The 17,467-nt window shown below is 72.0% G+C and carries 16 protein-coding genes and 1 pseudogene; 11 read left to right on the top strand and 6 right to left on the bottom strand.

Annotation, left to right across the window (positions count from 1 at the left end; genetic code table 11):
- Positions 1-26 precede the first annotated feature (26 nt).
- Both A6035_RS05925 and A6035_RS05930 read right to left on the bottom strand, forming a co-directional pair.
- Positions 27-560 carry a nucleotidyltransferase family protein gene (locus A6035_RS05925; RefSeq protein WP_007629887.1) on the bottom strand — a complete coding sequence of 178 codons (534 nt, stop codon included), beginning with the start codon at positions 558-560 and terminating at the stop codon, positions 27-29.
- Positions 557-1,798, bottom strand: coding sequence for an XdhC family protein (locus tag A6035_RS05930; RefSeq protein ID WP_425267518.1), 1,242 nt, complete (start codon positions 1,796-1,798; stop codon positions 557-559). Before A6035_RS05930 ends, A6035_RS05925 begins: the two co-directional genes overlap by 4 nt.
- Before the next feature lie 83 nt (positions 1,799-1,881).
- Here A6035_RS05930 and A6035_RS05935 point away from each other — a divergent pair, with 83 nt between their 5' ends.
- Positions 1,882-2,811 (top strand): SDR family NAD(P)-dependent oxidoreductase, encoded by a 930-nt coding sequence (locus A6035_RS05935; protein ID WP_108847013.1) that lies wholly within the window; start codon positions 1,882-1,884, stop codon positions 2,809-2,811.
- Between the two features lie 51 nt (positions 2,812-2,862).
- On the opposite strand, the gene A6035_RS05940 is transcribed toward A6035_RS05935, so the two are convergent.
- A complete protein-coding gene (locus A6035_RS05940) occupies positions 2,863-3,786 on the bottom strand; it encodes an SDR family oxidoreductase (RefSeq protein WP_108847014.1) in 924 nt (307 codons plus the stop codon).
- Positions 3,787-3,967: 181 nt separating this feature from the next.
- Between A6035_RS05940 and holA the strand changes: the two genes are divergently transcribed.
- Entirely contained in the window at positions 3,968-4,942 is a 975-nt protein-coding gene (holA, locus tag A6035_RS05945) for a DNA polymerase III subunit delta (protein WP_108847015.1), read from the top strand.
- 226 nt (positions 4,943-5,168) lie between these two features.
- Here holA and rpsT read toward each other — a convergent pair whose 3' ends face one another.
- Both rpsT and A6035_RS05955 read right to left on the bottom strand, forming a co-directional pair.
- Positions 5,169-5,429 carry a 30S ribosomal protein S20 gene (rpsT, locus tag A6035_RS05950; RefSeq protein WP_007629872.1) on the bottom strand — a complete coding sequence of 87 codons (261 nt, stop codon included), beginning with the start codon at positions 5,427-5,429 and terminating at the stop codon, positions 5,169-5,171.
- A gap of 412 nt (positions 5,430-5,841) precedes the next feature.
- Positions 5,842-6,390 carry a type II toxin-antitoxin system PemK/MazF family toxin gene (locus A6035_RS05955; RefSeq protein ID WP_167400712.1) on the bottom strand — a complete coding sequence of 183 codons (549 nt, stop codon included), beginning with the start codon at positions 6,388-6,390 and terminating at the stop codon, positions 5,842-5,844.
- A 32-nt stretch (positions 6,391-6,422) separates the two neighbouring features.
- On the opposite strand from A6035_RS05955, the gene A6035_RS05960 reads away from it, so the two are divergent.
- Both A6035_RS05960 and lepA read left to right on the top strand, forming a co-directional pair.
- Positions 6,423-7,145: an EthD domain-containing protein gene (locus A6035_RS05960; RefSeq protein WP_108847017.1), complete on the top strand. Its 723-nt coding sequence runs from the start codon at positions 6,423-6,425 to the stop codon at positions 7,143-7,145.
- Between the two features lie 59 nt (positions 7,146-7,204).
- Positions 7,205-9,064: a translation elongation factor 4 gene (gene lepA / locus A6035_RS05965; protein WP_108847018.1), complete on the top strand. Its 1,860-nt coding sequence runs from the start codon at positions 7,205-7,207 to the stop codon at positions 9,062-9,064.
- Between the two features lie 46 nt (positions 9,065-9,110).
- Here the strand turns inward: lepA and A6035_RS05970 are convergent, their stop codons facing one another.
- On the bottom strand, positions 9,111-9,623 hold the full coding sequence (locus A6035_RS05970; RefSeq protein ID WP_108847019.1) for a CGNR zinc finger domain-containing protein: 513 nt from the start codon (positions 9,621-9,623) through the stop codon (positions 9,111-9,113).
- Between the two features lie 26 nt (positions 9,624-9,649).
- Between A6035_RS05970 and A6035_RS05975 the strand changes: the two genes are divergently transcribed.
- From A6035_RS05975 to hrcA, 7 genes and pseudogenes are all read left to right on the top strand, one after another.
- The gene (locus A6035_RS05975) at positions 9,650-10,471 is read left to right on the top strand and encodes a TSUP family transporter (RefSeq protein WP_108847020.1); all 822 of its coding nucleotides are present in this window, start codon (positions 9,650-9,652) and stop codon (positions 10,469-10,471) included.
- Between the two features lie 30 nt (positions 10,472-10,501).
- On the top strand, positions 10,502-12,610 hold the full coding sequence (locus A6035_RS05980) for a M3 family metallopeptidase (RefSeq protein WP_108847021.1): 2,109 nt from the start codon (positions 10,502-10,504) through the stop codon (positions 12,608-12,610).
- Between the two features lie 9 nt (positions 12,611-12,619).
- Entirely contained in the window at positions 12,620-12,829 is a 210-nt protein-coding gene (locus A6035_RS05985; RefSeq protein ID WP_108847022.1) for a hypothetical protein, read from the top strand.
- Positions 12,830-12,987: 158 nt separating this feature from the next.
- Positions 12,988-14,376: pseudogene (locus A6035_RS18635) on the top strand (WS/DGAT/MGAT family O-acyltransferase); the annotation flags it as partial.
- A gap of 69 nt (positions 14,377-14,445) precedes the next feature.
- A complete protein-coding gene (locus tag A6035_RS18640; protein ID WP_244192589.1) occupies positions 14,446-15,096 on the top strand; it encodes a histone H1-like repetitive region-containing protein in 651 nt (216 codons plus the stop codon).
- Positions 15,097-15,098: 2 nt separating this feature from the next.
- Entirely contained in the window at positions 15,099-16,310 is a 1,212-nt protein-coding gene (gene hemW / locus A6035_RS05995) for a radical SAM family heme chaperone HemW (protein WP_244192590.1), read from the top strand.
- Between the two features lie 73 nt (positions 16,311-16,383).
- Complete coding sequence (hrcA, locus tag A6035_RS06000) at positions 16,384-17,424, top strand: heat-inducible transcriptional repressor HrcA (RefSeq protein WP_108847025.1); 1,041 nt, start codon at positions 16,384-16,386, stop codon at positions 17,422-17,424.
- Positions 17,425-17,467: the final 43 nt, after the last annotated feature.

The raw sequence follows: 17,467 nt of genomic DNA on the forward strand, positions 1-17,467 counted from the left end.
GGCGCGGCGGCCGCGGTGGTCGCCGGTCAGGGACGCAGGTCCTCCGGCCGGTCGACGTCGCGTGGGGACCCCGTGTCGTCGCAGGGGACCTCCGCGACCAGGTGGGAGTGCGCCCGCAGGTAGTGGCGGGCCCCCGCGTCGCCGGACGCGGAGTCGATGACGCCCGCGTGGTGGTCGGCGCCCAGGAGGACCGGATGGGCGCGGATCCCGCCGTAGGTCGCGACCGCCAGCGAGGATCCGGCGGCGGCGACGCGCCGGACCGCCTCCGCACCGAGCCAGGGCATGTCCACGGGCACCACCACGACGTCGTCCTCGCCGATCGCCGTGAGCCCGGCGCGGAGCGACGATCCCATCCCCGTCTCCCACAGCGGATTCGGCACCACCTCGGCGCCTGGTACGGCGAGCTCGACCGCGCCGCTGACCACGACGACGCGATCGCAACCGCCTTCGCGGAGCAGGGCCACGGCGCGGTCGACGAGCCGCGTGCCGTCGAACTCGACCGGGGCCTTGGGGCGGCCGAACCGTCGGCCGGCCCCGGCCGCGAGGACGAGCCCGGTCACCGGTGGATCGCCACGTCGAGCCCGGACAGCGGGGCGCCGGAGCCGCCGCGCCGGTGCGCGACGAGTTCGGCGGCGATCGACAGGGCCGTCTCCTCGGCGGTGCGCGCACCGAGGTCCAGGCCGATGGGGGAGCGCAGTCGCGCCAGCTCGCTGTCGGTGAGGCCCTCGGCCCGCAGCAACTCCAGGCGCTCGGCGTGGACGCGTCGGCTGCCCATCGCACCGACGTATCCCGCGCGGCCGCGCAGGGCTGCGCTCAGGAGTGGGATGTCGAACTTGTGGTCGTGGGTGAGCACGCAGATGGCGGTGGTCTCGTCGACCGGCACGGAGGCCAGGTGGTCGTGCGGCCAGCGGGTGACGACCTCGTGGGCGTCGGGGAACCGTTCCGGTCGGTTCAGCGCGGGCCGGGCGTCGCAGACCACCACCCGGTATCCGAGCATCGCGCCGGCCCGGCTCAAGGCCTCGCCGAACGCGCTGGCGCCGAAGATCAGCAGGGCGGGGGCGGCGAAGGAGTGCAGCAGGACGCGGGCCACCCGGTCGCTCTCCCCGTCGCGGACGTCGGGGTGGCCAGCCTCGTCGGGGCGGTCAGCCCGGTCGGGGCCGTCGCGGCCGTCGATGTCGACCGTGACCGCGCCGGCCCGGCCGAGGTGCCCGGCCGCGAGGCGGGCGACGCGCCGGTCGAGGTCATCGTCCCCGAGGGAGTCCTCTGCGCCGTCGGCGCCGACGAGCAGGTGGGCGCCGGCGCGGTCGCCGGTCAGAGCGGTCGCCAGGACGACTGGCTCGCGGCCGCGCAGCATCTCGTCGAGACGGCCCAGCAGCGCGTGGCCCGCGGCGTCGACGGGTTGGACGAAGACCTCCGACGTCCCGCCGCACGTCGGTCCCTCCGACAGCGCGGAGCCGTCGGATCCGTCGAACCGCGCAAGCGCGGGGCGACCGTCGTCGAGGACCTGCCGACACAGTTCGAACACGGTCCCGTCCACGCAGCCGCCCGAGACCCCGCCGACGACGTCGCCGGTGCCGGCGACCGCCATTGCGGCGCCCGCCGGCAGGGGCGCCGACCCCCCGGTGTCCACGACCCGGGCGAGGGCGCACGGCGTTCCTTCGCGGCGCCACCGCCGCACGGCGTCGAGCACGGGATCCACGCCGACCAGTATCGCGGGCACCGCGCCTCGCCGCATCCGCTGCCCGGGCCACGGCCGGGCCACCGACGCCTCCACCGACGCCTCCGCTGACCGGGACACGGACCGGATGCACGCCCCGCGCGCGCGGTGGACCATGAACCGCGACAACTGATCCCGACTTCGCCGACCTACAGGAGGCAGGAATGAGCAATCGGGAAGACCTGGCAGGACGGACGGTCGTGGTGACGGGCGCCTCGAGCGGATTCGGCCGCGGCACGGCGCTGAAGCTGGGCGAGCTGGGCGCACACGTCGTCGTCGCCGCCCGACGCCCGGACGTCCTCGACGGGGTGGTCGCGCAGATCACCGACTCCGGCGGCACCGCGCTGGCGGTGCCCACCGACGTCAGCGACGCCGACGCCGTCGAGCGGCTCGCGGCGGCCGCCGAGGAGCGGTTCGGCCACATCGACGTCTGGGTCAACAACGCCGCGGTCGGCGTCATGGGCCTGTTTTGGGAGATCCCGCTCGCCGACCACGCCCGGCTGGTCGACGTGGACCTCAAGGGGATGATGTTCGGTGCCCACGTGGCGCTGCGCCGGTTCACCGAGCGCGGCGAGGGCGTGCTGGTGAACGTCAGCTCGGTCGCCGGTGAGGTGCCGCTCGCGTACCAGGCCAGCTACGCCGCGGTGAAGGCCGGCATCACGAGCCTGGGCCGCTCGCTCAACGAGGAGCTGCGGCTGGCGGGCCTGCACGAGACGATCAAAGTCGGCACCATCCTGCCGTGGGCGGCCGACACGCCCTGGTGGGATCACGTGGGCAACTACACCGGCCACGCGCCGAGGCTGGCGGCGATGGACGACCCGGACATCGTCGTCGACGCGATCGTCGACGCATGCGTCGACCCGCAGCAGGAGCAACCGGTCGGCCCCAAGGCGCGCGGCTCCCATGCCTCCCACCGACTGTTCAAAGAGCTCACCGAGCGGTTCTCCGGGAAGCTCTCGGAGTCCGAGATCGGCAAGGGGACGCCCGCCCCGGACACGTCGGGGGCCCTCCACGAGCCGGTCGCGGAGGGGACGGCGGTGCACGGCGACACCCGCGAGCGGATGGTGATGGAGGACGGCGAGCGCCGCTCGTGAGCCCGGGCCGGCCCGCCCTGACCGCCCGGGCCGGCCCGCGCCGCGGCCGCGCTACGGCGTGGGCATGCCGCCGGTCACCGCGAGTGTCTCGCCGACCACGTAGCTCGACTCCGGCGACGCGAGGAACACGTAGGCGGGCGCGAGCTCGGTGGGCTGCCCGGCGCGGCCGAGCGGGGTGGACTTGCCGAACTCCGGCAGGTCCTCCTTCTCCTGACCGTCCGACACCTGTAGAGGCGTCCAGATCGGGCCGGGCGCGATGGCGTTGACGCGAATGCCCTTGGGCGCGAGCTGTTGCGCGAGGCCCTTGGTGAAGTTGTTGATCGCGGCCTTGGTCGAGGAGTAGTCCAGCAGGTTCGGCGCGGGCATGTACGCCACCACGGAGGTGGTGTTGATGATCGTCGACCCGGGCTCGAGGTGCCGCAGCGCGCCCTTGGTCACGCGGACCATCCCGATGACGTTCACCCCGTAGGTGTCGGTGAGCTGGTCGTCGGGCAGGTCCTCGAGATCCGGGGCCACGACCTGTTTGCCGGCGTTGTTCACGAGGATGTCGAGCCCGCCGAGCTTTTCCGCCGCGGCATCGGCGAGGCCCTCGCAGAACGCGCGGTCGGTGAGGTCGCCGGGCAGGAGCGCCACCGTGCGTCCCTCGCGCTCGATGATCTCCGCGACTGCGCGGGCGTCGGCCTCCTCGGCGGGCAGGTGGTGGATGGCGACGTCGGCGCCCTCGCGGGCGAAGGCGACGGCCACCGCTGCGCCGATGCCGGAGTCACCGCCGGTGATGAGCGCCTTGCGGCCGGTGAGCCGGCCGGTGCCCCGGTAGGAGTGCTCGCCGACGTCGGCGCGGGGGTCGAGGTCGGCGCCCAGGCCGGGCTCGTCCTGGTGCTGCACCGGGGGCTCGATGGAGGGGTACCGGGTGACGGGGTTCTGGAACGTCAGCTGGTCTGTCCGGGTGGTGTGGGTGTCCTGGTCCTGGCTCATGTCCTACCTTCCGGGTCGGGTGCGATGCCGCGCGCCGGGGGGCGACGCCTCGGCGTCGCCCGGCGGGGCGGCCTCGGTGCCCCAACGTAGCGGCGGGTCGGGGAGTGGTCGACCGGTCGGGGGGTCGTGGCACGATGACGGGGCACGACGACGAAGACGATGACGACGACGAGGAGCGCAGATGGCATCGGGGTCCGCACCCGCTGTGTTGCACCTGGTGTTGGGCGAGGACGAGTTCCTCACCGAGCGCGCCACCACGGGCGTCGTCTCGGCGGTCCGCGCGGCCACACCGGCCGGGCAGGACCCGCCGGTGGTCTCCCGGCTGGGCGGTCCCGAGGTGACGGCGCCGCAGCTGTTCGAGCTGCTCTCGCCGTCACTGTTCGGTGAGGCACGGATCGTGGTCGTCACCGGCGCGGCGGAACTGGGCAAGGACGCCCAGGCCGCGGTTCTCGACGCCGCGCGGGACCTGCCGCCGGAGACGGTCCTGGTGGTCCAGCACACCGGCGGCGGGCGCGCCAAGACGCTGGTGGCGGACCTCCGCAAGGCCGGCGCGGAGGAGCACGCGGCCGGCAAGATCACCCGCCACATGGACGTGGTGGGGTTCGTGCGGTCCGAGTTCCGCGGCCTGGACGTGCGCGTGGCCCCCGAGGCGTGTGAGGCTCTGGTCGAGGCCGTGGGGACCGACCTGCGTCAACTGGCGTCGGCGTGCGGGCAGCTCGTGGCCGACACCGGCGGCAAGGTCGACGTGGAGGCCGTCCGGCGCTACCACTCCGGGTTCGTGGGCGTCAGCGGGTTCACGGTGGCCGAGCGCGCCGTGACCGGGGACGTGGCCGGCGCGATCGAGGCGCTCGAGTGGGCGCTGCACACCGGGGTGCCGGAGGTGGTGCTCGCCGACGCGCTGGCGGATGCGGTGAACTCGATCGCCCTGGTGGGTACGCAGCGTGGCGTGCCGCCGGCGGAGCTGGCGAAGCAGGGCCTGCCGCCGTGGAAGGTCAAGAAGGTCACCGCCCAGACCCGCTACTGGTCCATCGAGACGCTGGGCACCGCGCTGCAGGTGGTCGCTCGGCTCAACGGCGAGGTCAAGGGGCGGGCGGAGAACCCGTACTACGCCCTCGAACGCGCGGTGCGCGAGGTCGGGTCGCTGGCGTCCCTGTAGGTCTGCCCGCCCGGATCCGGACCAATCGCCTGGTGCGCGGCACGCCCGGCGCGCGGCACGTCCGGCGCGCGGCACGCCAGGCGCCCGGCTCAGCCGGTCGCCGATGTCGGGAACACGACGAGGGCCCACCCCGCGCACGTGGTGCGGGGTGGGCCCTCGGAGCCTCGACGCGTCGGTGGCGCTGACGCGGGGCTGGGCGGCTCCCGGCGGGGAGCGCCGGGGTGCCTCAGAGGCTGTTGACGGCCTTGGTCAGCGCCGACTTCTTGTTGGCGGCCTGGTTCTGGTGGATGACACCCTTGCTGGCGGCCTTGTCGAGCTGACGCGAGGTGGCGACGAGCAGGGCGCCGGCCTTCTCCTTGTCACCGGACTCGGTGGCCTCACGCAGGCTGCGGATGGCGGTACGCAGAGCCGACTTGGTCGACTGGTTGCGGAGGCGGTTGCGCTCGTTGGTGCGGTTCCGCTTGATCTGGGACTTGATGTTGGCCACTCGTCACACCTTTGTGTCGTGTGTCGACGGCTCCACGAGGGGATCCCGCCGATCTGATGTCTGTCGTCTCGTCCGTGCGGACACGTAGAACGTGGTCCGGTGGACACCGACGGCCCACTTTACCAGTGGCGGTCTCACCGGCCAAAACGTCCGCCGACGCCGTCGACGCTATTGCGAGGCCGCCCAGTCGGCCACCCGGCGGCTGCCCACGGAGACCGCGAAGTCCCGCGGCAGGTCATCACGGACAGACTCATCCATGACGGACAGACTCGTCGCTGCACCCCACCTATCGGATCTCGCTACACCTACGGGATCCGTTAGGAGATCCGATAGGTGGCGAGGCTGCGGAGGGGTGGCTGCGGTGGCGTGGCTGCGGTGGCGTCGCTGCGGAGGCGTCGTGGTGGGACCGGCGTCAGTGCCAGCCGTAGTCCGCGCGGAGCCGCTCGGCGACAGCGTCGAACTTCTGCCGCGGGCAGATCGCGCCCTCGCGCCGGATGCCCTGCTCGGGGACGTCCAGCACCCGGTCCAGGCGTACCCAGCTCGGCCGGCCCTCGGAGTCCCAGGGGCCCGATCCGAGTCCGAGCCACTCCTCGTCGTCGTCCCTCTTTTCCCTCGAGGAGAGCTGGAGGCCCAGCAGACGGTCCCCGTCGCGCCCCACCACCAGGACCGGCCGGTCCTTGCCGCGTCCGTCGTTCTCCTCGAACTCCACCCACGTCCACACGATCTCGCCGGGGTCGGCGTGACCGTCCAGATCCGGGGTGTAGGAGATCGTGCGCGCACGGCTCGAGGTGGGTGCGGTGCGCGTGGTGGCCGGCCGGCCCGGGGTGCCGGCCTGACGCGAGAGGGCGGGGGAGACGCCCCGGTCGTCCAGACGCCTGCGCACCTCGCGCGCGACCGTCGGTCCGTATCTACGGCCCATCCGGACCGCCGTGCGACCCACGCGGGCCCAGTCGATTGCCATGCCCGTCAGCGTAACCGCCATAGGATCTGCTCATGGACATGCTGTTGGCCGTGGTGTGGGCGCTGGACGGGCCGGTCGAGCCGTCGGGGGCGCAGGAGTTGCGCGGGCGGGTCGCGGACGCCGTGGCGGGGCCGCTCGCCGCGCTGGGGGTCGACGAGGTCGTGGTCAACGTGCGCGACGAACAGGTCGCCGGCGCGATGATCGACGTGCGCGTCACCGAGCGGCCCGTGCTCGCGGTGGTCCGCGCCCGGGTGCCCGTCGCCTCGGCCGCCGCGTGCGCCGAGCTGCTCACGGCGCTGGGGGCGCTCGGGCCGGTGTCGGCGTGGTCGGTCACCGCGTCCGAACCCCTACCGGCCCCGGCGCCCGGACCCGACGGGCGCTGCGAGGGGATGGCCAACGTCGCGTTCCTGCGCCGGCCGGAGCGGATCGGGCGCGAGGAGTGGCTGCGTGTGTGGCTCGAGGAGCACACGCGGGTGGCGATCGACACCCAGTCCACCACCTCCTACACCCAGCACGTCGTGGTCCGCGCGCTCACGCCGGGCGCACCGCGGATCGACGGGATCGTGGAGGAGGTCTTCCCCGCCGAGGCGGCGACGGACCTGGGGGTATTTTTCGACGCGCGCGGGGACGACGAGCGCATGACGGCCAACATGCGGGCCATGACCGCCTCGACCGCGCGGTTCCTCGACGACGGCACCGTGGACGCCGTCCCCACGGGTCGATACGTGGTGGGTGTTCGGGCTGCGGGCGTGTGACAATGGGGTGATCGCCCGGACGGACCGCAATCCAGCAGCACCCGGGCCCGCCTCCAGGAGTGATCGAGATTCCCAACTTCGCAGAGACGACGTTCACCGATCCGGCCAGGATCAGGAACTTCTGCATCATCGCGCACATCGACCACGGCAAGTCGACGCTGGCCGACCGCATGCTGCAGCTCACCGGCGTGGTCGAGGAGCGGCTCATGCGCGCCCAGTACCTCGACCGCATGGACATCGAGCGCGAACGCGGCATCACCATCAAGGCGCAGAACGTCCGCCTGCCCTGGGTGCCGCGCTCCGGCGCGCACGAGGGCGAGGAGATCGTCCTGCACATGATCGACACCCCCGGCCACGTGGACTTCACCTACGAGGTCTCCCGCGCGCTCGAGGCGTGTGAGGGTGCGATTCTGCTGGTGGACGCCGCGCAGGGCATCGAGGCGCAGACCCTGGCCAATCTCTACCTGGCCATGGAGAACGACCTCGAGATCATCCCCGTGCTCAACAAGATCGACCTGCCGGCCGCGGACCCCGACCGGTTCGCCGAGGAGATCTCCCACATCGTCGGCTGCGAGCCGGGTGACGTCCTGCGCGTCTCCGGCAAGACCGGTGCGGGCGTCGAGGAGCTGCTCGACAAGCTGTGCGAGACCATCCCCGCCCCGGTCGGCGACCCGGAGGCTCCGCCGCGGGCGATGATCTTCGACTCGGTGTACGACACCTACCGCGGTGTGGTCACGTACGTCCGTGTGGTCGACGGCTCGCTCAAGCCGCGCGAGAAGGTCAAAATGATGTCCACGGGCACCACCTACGAGGCGCTCGAGGTGGGGATCATCTCGCCCGAACCCAAGGCGACGAGCGGGCTCGGCCCCGGCGAGGTGGGCTACCTCATCACCGGCGTGAAGGACGTGCGTCAGTCCAAGGTCGGTGACACGGTCACCGCCGCGCGGAACGGCGCGGACGAGCCGCTCCCCGGTTACGCCGAGCCCAATCCGATGGTCTTCTCGGGCCTCTACCCGATCGACGGCTCGGACTACCCGGTGCTGCGCGACGCCCTGGACAAGCTGCGCCTCAACGACGCGTCCCTGGACTACGAGCCCGAGACGTCAGTGGCGCTGGGCTTCGGCTTCCGCTGCGGCTTCCTGGGCCTGCTGCACATGGAGATCACGCGCGACCGCCTGGAGCGCGAGTTCAACCTCGACCTCATCTCCACCGCCCCGAACGTCGTGTACCGCGTCATAGCCGAGGACGGCTCCGAGCACCAGGTCACCAACCCCTCGTACTGGCCCGAGGGCAAGAACCGCGAGGTCTACGAGCCGATCGTCAAGTGCACGATCATCGTGCCCAGCGAGTTCGTCGGCACGACCATGGAGCTGTGCCAGTCCAAGCGCGGCGAGATGAAGGGCATGGACTACCTGTCGGAGACGCGGGTGGAGCTGCGCTACGTGCTGCCGATGGGCGAGATCATCTTCGACTTCTTCGACTCGCTCAAGTCCCGCACCAAGGGCTACGCGTCGATGGACTACGAGGAGGCCGGCGAGCAGATCGCGGACCTGGTCAAGGTCGACATCCTCCTGCAGGGCGAGGCCGTGGACGCCTTCAGCGCGATCGTGCACCGCGACCACGCCCAGGCGTACGGCAACAAGATGACGGTCAAGCTCAAGGAGCTCATCCCGCGTCAGCAGTACGAGGTGCCGGTGCAGGCGGCGATCGGCTCCAAGATCATCGCGCGCGAGAACATCCGCGCCATCCGCAAGGACGTGCTGTCCAAGTGCTACGGCGGCGACATCAGCCGTAAGCGCAAGCTGCTGGAGAAGCAGAAGGAGGGCAAGAAGCGCATGAAGTCCATCGGTCGCGTGGACGTGCCGCAGGAGGCCTTCGTCGCGGCGCTGTCGGCGGATTCGAGCGCGGACAAGAAGTAGGGCCGGGCGCGGTCCGGCCCGGCTTCGGGTCCCGGCGCCGAGCGCGTCAGCCCCGGGCGCGGTGGCGGCGGACCGCGCACCGGTTCGTGCAGCGCGTCGAGCAGTACGCCTTGCGCCCGTTGCGGGTGGTGTCGGCGAACACGGCGTCGCAGTCGTCGGCCGCGCACCGCGCGAGCCGGTCGATGCCGCGCGAGGTGAGGTGCAGGGCGGTGCCCACCGAGAACATGGCGGTGAGCACCCGGGCGAAGCTCACGTCGTCGGCGCGGTAGTGGACGTGCCAGTGCCCGTCGTGGTCGGTGAGGCGGGGCGGTCCCGAGTGGTCGGCGAGGAGGGCGTTGAGCGCGGTGGCGCGCTCGCGGGGGTCGGTGGTGTCGACGACGACGAGCCAGTCGTCGAGGAATGCCAGCAGTTCCCCGAGGTCCGCGTCGGTGGCGCTCCGATCGATGGTCACGCCCGCTTCACGGCAGCGGTCGACCAGCTCGCGGGCCGTGCGGGGGCGGCGGTTGGCCAGGTCGGCGGCCAGGGTGACCGGATCGGCGCCGTAAGGGTTGATATACACAAACCGATTACAGCACAGTTATCGGCATGCCCTTCTCCCTGGCGAGCGCAGCCTCGTCGTCCGCCGTCGGTGTCTCGGTGTGGGTCCTCGCGGCCCTGGTGCTGGCGGCGTTCGTCGCGGGCTGGGTCGACTCGGTGGTCGGCGGGGGCGGACTCATCCAGTTGCCGGCGCTGGTCATCGGGCTCCCCGCCGACGCCTCCACCCCGGAGATCCTCGGCACCAACAAGCTCTCGTCGGTGGCCGGGACGCTCGTGGCCACGGCGACCTATCTGCGCAGGATCCGGGTCCCGGTGGCCATGGTCGCGCCGCTGGTCGTGGCCGCCTTCGCGGGCTCCGCGGCGGGCTCGTCCGTCGCCCGCTTCATCCCCAAGGAACTGCTCACCCCGCTCGTCCTGGTGGCGGTGGTCGCGGTGGGGGCCTACACGTGGTTCAAGCCGAGCCTGGGGCGTGTCCACGAGGAGCGGCACTCGGGCTGGTCCCGCGCGTGGCGCTCGGCGCTCATCGGCGTGGTGGTGGGCTTCTACGACGGCATCCTCGGCCCGGGGACGGGATCCTTCTTCGTCATCGCGATCGTCGCGTTCTTGGGGTTCGGGTTCCTGCAGGGCACCGTGGCCGCCAAGATCGCCAACCTCACCACCAACCTCGCCTCGATCCTCGTGTTCGGTGTGCACGGCGAGGTCCTGTGGATCCTCGGCGGGTGCATGGCCCTGGCCAACCTCACCGGGGGCTTCCTCGGGGCCCGCATGGCCATGAACCGCGGCAACGAGTTCATCCGCACCGTCTTCCTCATGGTCATCGCGATCCTGGCCGTGAGGCTGGCGTGGGACACCGCCGCGCAGTGGCTCTGACGGGTCGGTGGCCGACGTAGACTGCCCCTCATGACCATTCCGAGCCCCGAGGCCCCGCGTCACCCGCTGCTCGACGAGTCCCCGCTGCCGTACGGACTGCCCGACTTCGCGATGGTGCGGGACGAGGACCTGGAACCGGCCATCCGCACCGCGATCGACGATCACGCGGCGGAGATCGCCGCGATCGTGGGCAACCCGGGGCCGCCGACGGCCGACAACACCGTGGTCGCGCTCGAGCGCTCGGGCCTGGCCCTGGACCGGGTCCTGTCGGTCTTCTACGGACTGCTCGGCCCGGACGCCACGCCCGCCCGCCTGGCCGTGGAACGGGTCGTCTCGCCACTGCTGGCCGCGCACCGTTCCGCCGTGATGACGGACCCGGGCCTGTTCGCCCGCGTCGACGCGGTCCACTCCGCGTTGGAGGTCGGCGATCTGGACCTCGACGACGAGACCGCGCGGCTCGTCCGCCGGCATTACCGGGACCTGCTCCGCGCCGGTGCCGCGCTCGACGACGCGGACCGGGCCCGCCTCACCGCGATCGACACCCGTCTCGCGGAGCTCACCACGGAGTTCGGCGAGAACCTGCTGGCCTCCACCACGGAACTGGCCGTCCCCGTCACCGACGAGGCCGAACTCGCCGGGCTGCCGGAGTCGATGCGTGCCACGCTCGCCGCGACCGCCGCCGACGCGGGCCGGGACGGCTGGCTGATCCCGCTGGGGCTGCCGACGGTCCAGCCGATCACCGCCTGGCTCGACGACGCGGGCCTGCGCCGCCGCGTGTCGGAGGCCTCGCTGGGCCGGGGCGCGACCCCGGGGCACGACAACACGCCGATCGTGCTGGAGATCGTGCGCCTGCGCGCCGAGCGCGCCCGCCTGCTCGGGCTGGGGTCCCACGCCGAACACGTCCTCGCCGTGGAGACGGCCGGGACCCCGGAGGCGGCCCGCGGTCTGCTGCTCGACGTGGTCGACGCCGCGGTGACCAACGCCCGCAACGAGGCCAAGGACCTGCTCGGTGGCGAGGAGCGCGAATTGCACCCCGCCGACTGGGCGTGGGAGTCCGAGCGCCTGCGGGCCGAGCGGTTCCGGGTGGACGACGCGACAGTCCGTCCGTACTTCGAGCTCGAGCGGGTGCTGCGCGACGGGGTGATGCACGCGGCGTCGGAGTTGTACGGGCTGCGTTTCGCCGAGCGCACTGATCTCGCCGGGTACCTGCCCGATGTCCGCGTGATCGAGGTGTTCGACGACAAGCGGGCGGAGCCGGATGTTGGCGTCGGCCTCCTGTTGTTGGACTACTACGCCCGTCCCACCAAGCGCGGCGGGGCATGGATGAGCTCGTTCCGGGACCAGTCCCGGCTCCTGGACTCCCGCCCGGTCATCGTCAACGTCATGAACCTCGCCCGTCCCGCGGCGGGGCAGCCCACGCTGCTCACCATGGACGAGGTCACGACAATGTTCCACGAGTTCGGTCACGCCCTGCACGGACTCCTGTCGGACGTGGAGTACCCGGTGTTCTCGGGCACCTCGGTCCCGCGTGACTTCGTCGAGTTCCCGTCCCAGGTCAACGAGATGTGGGCTCGTCGGCCGGAGATGCTCGCCCGCTACGCGCGGCACGTCGAGACGGGGGGGCCGATCGGCGAGGAGCTGGTGGAGCGGATGCGTGAGGCCGAGCGCTTCGGCGAGGGCCAGGCCACCGTGGAGTACCTCGCCGCTGCCCTCATCGACCTCGAGTGGCACTCCCTCACCCCGGAGGAGGCGGAGGCCGTCGCCGACGTCGACGCGTTCGAGGCCCGCGTACTGGCCGATGCCGGCCTCGACGTACCGGGCATCGAGCCGCGGTACCGGTCGCGGTACTTCCAGCACATCTTCGCCGGCGGGTACTCGGCCGCCTACTACTCGTACTTCTGGGCCGAGGTGCTCGACGCCGACGCCGCCGAGTGGTTCGTGGAGCGCGGTGGGCTAAAGCGGGACTCGGGGGACCGGATGCGACGCGAGGTCCTCTCGCGGGGCGGCGCGATCGACTTCCTCGACGCCTACCGGCGGATGCGTGGGTCCGAGCCGAACACGGCGGCCCTGCTGCGCCGACGCGGGCTCGACTCCTCGGTGGTGGGAGGCCGCCGCGCCGCCGCCACCGGGCAGTCGTAGGATCCCTGCGTGACGGCGTTCCTGCAGTTCTGGGACAGGGTCGAGCTCTGGCTCGCAACCCTGCCGTTCCCCCTGCAGGTCGCGATCATGCTCGCGATGGGGGTCCCGCTGTTCCTCCTCGCCGCCGTGGCGGTGGAGTGGATCGCGGATCTGCTCGTCCAGAGGTTCCGCTCGCTCGTCGCGCCACGGACAGTCGAGACCGGGAAGGAGGTCCGCTGATGCCCCGGTCGCGAGTGACACTCGCCCTCGTCCTGCTGATCGCGCTCGTCGTGATCGCATGGGTCCTCGTCGAGGTCCTGTAGACCCCGTTCACATCCGGTGTACGGAACCGTTCGCAACGGGACCCGTGGGGCGAAACCCGGACGTACACTCCCTCCATGCAGCGCTTGAGTGGGCTCGACGCCAGCTTCCTCTACTTCGAGACCAGGTCCCAGCTCCTGCACGTGTGCGGGCTGATCGTGCTGGATGTGTCCGAGATGCCGGACGGGTACTCGTTCGCTGCCCTGCGGGACGAACTCTCCCGGCGGATCACCGCGATGCCCCCGTTCCGCCGCAAGCTGCACGACTCGCTGCTCAACGTGGACCATCCGGTCTGGGTGGAGGACAAGGACTTCGACATCGACCACCACCTGCACCGCGTGGGCATACCCGCCCCCGGCGGGGACCACGAACTCGCGGAGCTGTGCGCACACCTGGCCGGGCAGCCGATCGACCGGTCGATGCCGCTGTGGCAGATGTACGTCATCGAGGGCCTGCAGGACGGCCGGGTCGCCGTGTTCGCCAAGATGCACCACTCCACCGTGGACGGCGTCACGGGAGCAAACATGCTCTCGCAGCTGTGCACGCTGACGCCGGAGGACCCGGACCTCGACGAGGAGCTGGTCGGTCAGAGCGCCGGTGGCTCCGGAGCCATGGAGCTCGCCGTCGGCGGGGCGCTGTCCCGCCTGGCGACGCCGTGGCGGCTCGCCTCGTTGCTGCCCGGCACGCTCGGCGTCTTGCCGTCGTGGATCAACCGGGCCCGCAAGGGACTGGCGATGCCCGCGCCGTTCACGGCGCCGCGCACCCCGTTCAACCGCACCATCACCGGTCACCGGTCCATCTCCTTCGCCAGCGTGGATCTCGCGGACGTCAAGCGCGTGAAGAACGCCTTCGGCACGACGGTCAACGACGTCGTGCTGGCGGTGTGCTCCACCGCCCTGCGCAAGTACCTCGACGGGCTGGACGCCCTGCCGCGCAAGCCGCTCATCGCGATGGTGCCGATGTCCGTGCACGCCGCGGAGTCCAGGCCGGGCACCAACCGGGTGTCGGGGATGTTCATGTCTCTGGCCACGGACATCGACGACCCGGTCGGGCGGCTCGAGGCGATCCGTGACGCGAACACCGTCGCCAAGGACCACACCGACGCCCTGGACGCCAACCTGCTCACCGACTGGGCGCAGTTCGCCGCGCCGTCGGTGTTCGGGTCCGCGGTGCGCATGTACTCGCGGCTGCGGCTCTCCGAGCGTCATCCGGTCGTGCACAACCTGGTCGTCTCCAACGTGCCCGGGCCCAATCTCCCGCTGTACTTCCTGGGCGCGAAGATCGAGAAGATGATGCCGATGGGCCCGGTGTTCCACGGCGCGGGCCTGAACTGCACGGTGATGTCGTTGGACGGACGCCTGCACTTCGGGTTCATCGGCTGCAAGGACCTCGTGCCGGATCCGTGGCCGCTGGCGAACGCGGTCGAGGACGCCCTCGCGGAGTTCGTCGCCGCGGCGGACGAGCGCGACGGCGGTGGCGATCCGGCTGGCTCGGCCGGGGCCGAGGTCGCTGTACGGGAGGAGACCTCCACGGCCGTGGCCACGCTCGACGAGCAGTCGACCGAAGTCGCAGAGCGCCCCGCGCCGGCGAAGAAGGCCCCCGCGAAGAAGTCCGCCGCCGCGAAGGCTCCGGCGAAGAAGGTCACGGCGAAGAAGACTCCGGCGAAGAAGGCCACGGCGAAGAAGGCTCCGGCGAAGAAGGCCGCCGCAGAGAAGTCCGCCGCCGCGAAGGCGCCGGCGGAAAAGTCCCCTGCGAAAAAGACCTCCGCAGGGAAGACCCCAGCCGCGAAGGCCGCCACGAAGAAGGCCCCGGCGAAGAAGGCCCCGGCGAAGAAGGGCGCGGCCGCGAAGCGACAGAACAAGCCCACCGGCTCCAAGCCGACCGGGTCCGCACCGCGGTCGGCTGACCGCGCGGACGCCCCCGAGGCGCCGACGTACAGTGCTCCGGCGGTGACCACGCCCGACGGCGACGTCGGGCCCGCCCGGCCGACCGCCGTGCCGGACGCCCCAGCGGGGCCGGGCACCCCCGATGACGCCTCCCGGGCACCGACGTACGGCGCGCCTGCGGTTACAGTCCTTGACGACGACGAGCTCTCGGTGACGACGACCCCGCCGATCGAGACGCTGCCCACCCCGGGCACGACAGGAGGTGAGACCGGATCGGACACCGAGACCGGTCAGATGTGACGATCGCGCCACACGACCCGGCCGAGCTGGCGGCGACGCCACCGGCCCGCGACCCCGAGGCGCCCTTCGGCATCTACCTCCACGTGCCGTTCTGCTCCACCCGGTGCGGCTACTGCGACTTCAACACCTACACCGCCGGCGAACTCGGATCGGCGACCTCACCCGTCGACTGGGAACGCGCCGCCGCGATCGAGATCGATCGGGCCGCGCAGGCGCTGTCCTCCGCCGGCGCGCCCCCGAAGGTCGACACCGTCTTCATCGGCGGCGGCACCCCGTCGCTGGTCGGCGCGGACGTCCTCGTCGGCCTCCTCGCGCGCATCGACGCCGCCTTCGGCCTGGCCCCCGGCGCGGAGGTCACCACGGAGAGCAACCCCGAGTCCACGTCCCCCGAGTTCTTCGCGCGCCTGCGCGAGGGCGGGTTCACGCGCATCTCGCTGGGCATGCAGTCCACCGCCGCGCACGTCCTGCGCATCCTCGACCGCACCCACACCCCCGGTCGGCCGCAGGAGGCGGTCGCCGAGGCACTGCAGGCGGGGTTCGAGCACGTCAACCTCGACGTCATCTACGGCACGCCGGGGGAGACCGACGACGACCTCGCGCGGACCCTCGACGCGGTCGTCGGCGCCGGGGTCGACCACGTCTCCGCCTACTCGCTGATCGTCGAGGACGGCACCGCTCTGGCCCGCCGGATCCGCCGGGGCGAGATGCCGGGGACCGTCGACGACGTGCTCGCCGACCGATACGAGCAGGTGGCAGACCGTCTCGCCCGGGCAGGGTTCCACTGGTACGAGGTCTCCAACTTCGCCACCGACTCCTCGGCGTACTGCCGCCACAACATGGGCTACTGGCGCGGCGGCGACTGGTGGGGCGTCGGGCCGGGTGCCCACTCCCACGTCGCCGGGGCCCGGTGGTGGAACGTCAAGCACCCCGCGCGCTACGCCGCCGAGTGCGACGCCGGCCGGCTCCCCGTCGACGGCGGGGAACTGCTCGACGACTCCGACCGCCACATCGAGCGGATCATGACCGGGCTCCGGCTGGCGGAGGGGCTCGGCGACAACGCGTTCACCGCGGACGAGCGTGCCCGCGCCGACGAGCGCGTGGCGGCCGGGCTGCTGCGCCGCCGACCGGCCGACGATCCCGCCGGCCCCGGGTACGCGCTGACCGAGGCGGGTCGACTGCTCGCCGACGGCGTCGTCCGCGACGTGCTCGTCTGACGCCGTCGACTGGGCCGTCGGCGCAGGAACTGGCATAGAATCGGCGGAACGACGGACAGGGGAGGAGCGGACTATGTCGAGTACGGCCGATCGTAGGACCGAGGTCCTGCGCGCGATCGTCTCCGACTACATCGCCTCCCACGAGCCGGTCGGCTCCAAGGCCCTCGTCGACCGCCACTCGCTGGGCGTCTCCAGCGCGACCATCCGCAACGACATGGCGGTGCTCGAGGCCGAGGGGTTCATCGTCCAGCCCCACACCAGCTCCGGGCGCGTGCCCACGGAGAAGGGCTACCGCCACTTCGTCGACTCGATCGAGGAGATCACCCCGCTCTCGCGGGCCGAGAAACGGGCGATCCGGGCGTTCCTCGAGGGCGCGGTCGACCTCGACGACGTGCTCCGGCGCGCCGCCCGCCTGCTCTCCCAGCTCACGCGCCAGGTCGCCGTGGTGCAGTACCCGGTCCTCGGCCGCTCGACGGTGCGCCACCTCGAGGTGGTGAGCCTAACCCCCACGCGCCTGCTGCTGGTCCTCATCACCGACACCGGCCGTGTCGACCAGCGGACGGTTGAGCTGGCCGCGCCGCTCACCGACGGGCACCTCGCCGACCTGCGCGGCCTGCTGTCCGAGGCCGTCGCCGACAAGCGCCTGTCCGACGCCTCGGACGCCCTGGCCGCGACGGGCGAGCGCGCCCGGCCCGAGTACCGCGACGCCGTGGAGCGCTGCGTGACAGTGCTGGTGGAGACGCTCGTGGAGCACCCCGACGACCGCATCGTCCTGGGCGGCACCGCCAACCTCACCCGCAGCGCCGCCGACTTCGACGGCTCCCTGCGCTCGGTCCTCGAGGCCCTCGAGGAGCAGGTGGTGATCCTGCGACTGCTCACCGCCGCCCACTCCGTGGGCCGGGGCGGACCCGGCGGGGTGACCGTCCAGATCGGCGAGGAGACCCAGGCGGCCGAGATCCGCGGCGCGTCGGTGGTGTCCTCCCAGTACGGCGCTGAGGGGCAGACGTTCGGCGGGATGGGGGTGCTCGGACCCACTCGGATGGACTACCCGGGAACAATCGCCTCGGTCGCCGCTGTTGCCCACTACGTGGGCGAGCTCCTCACCGGGCGCTGACGCCCGTACGCTTTCCCGCTGCGAACAGATCTTCCTCACGACG

This window comes from Dietzia lutea (genome assembly GCF_003096075.1).
GTDB classification, from domain to species: Bacteria; Actinomycetota; Actinomycetes; order Mycobacteriales; family Mycobacteriaceae; genus Dietzia; species Dietzia lutea.

What these genes read in the sequence shown, in the direction of transcription:
- A6035_RS05935 (WP_108847013.1), top strand. Translation starts at nt 1,882, where the DNA reads ATGAGCAATCGGGAAGACCTGGCAGGACGGACGGTCGTGGTGACGGGC.
- A6035_RS05940 (WP_108847014.1), bottom strand. Translation starts at nt 3,786, where the DNA reads ATGAGCCAGGACCAGGACACCCACACCACCCGGACAGACCAGCTGACG.
- holA (WP_108847015.1), top strand. Translation starts at nt 3,968, where the DNA reads ATGGCATCGGGGTCCGCACCCGCTGTGTTGCACCTGGTGTTGGGCGAG.
- A6035_RS05955 (WP_167400712.1), bottom strand. Translation starts at nt 6,390, where the DNA reads ATGGCAATCGACTGGGCCCGCGTGGGTCGCACGGCGGTCCGGATGGGC.
- A6035_RS05960 (WP_108847017.1), top strand. Translation starts at nt 6,423, where the DNA reads ATGGACATGCTGTTGGCCGTGGTGTGGGCGCTGGACGGGCCGGTCGAG.
- A6035_RS05975 (WP_108847020.1), top strand. Translation starts at nt 9,650, where the DNA reads ATGCCCTTCTCCCTGGCGAGCGCAGCCTCGTCGTCCGCCGTCGGTGTC.
- A6035_RS05980 (WP_108847021.1), top strand. Translation starts at nt 10,502, where the DNA reads ATGACCATTCCGAGCCCCGAGGCCCCGCGTCACCCGCTGCTCGACGAG.
- hrcA (WP_108847025.1), top strand. Translation starts at nt 16,384, where the DNA reads ATGTCGAGTACGGCCGATCGTAGGACCGAGGTCCTGCGCGCGATCGTC.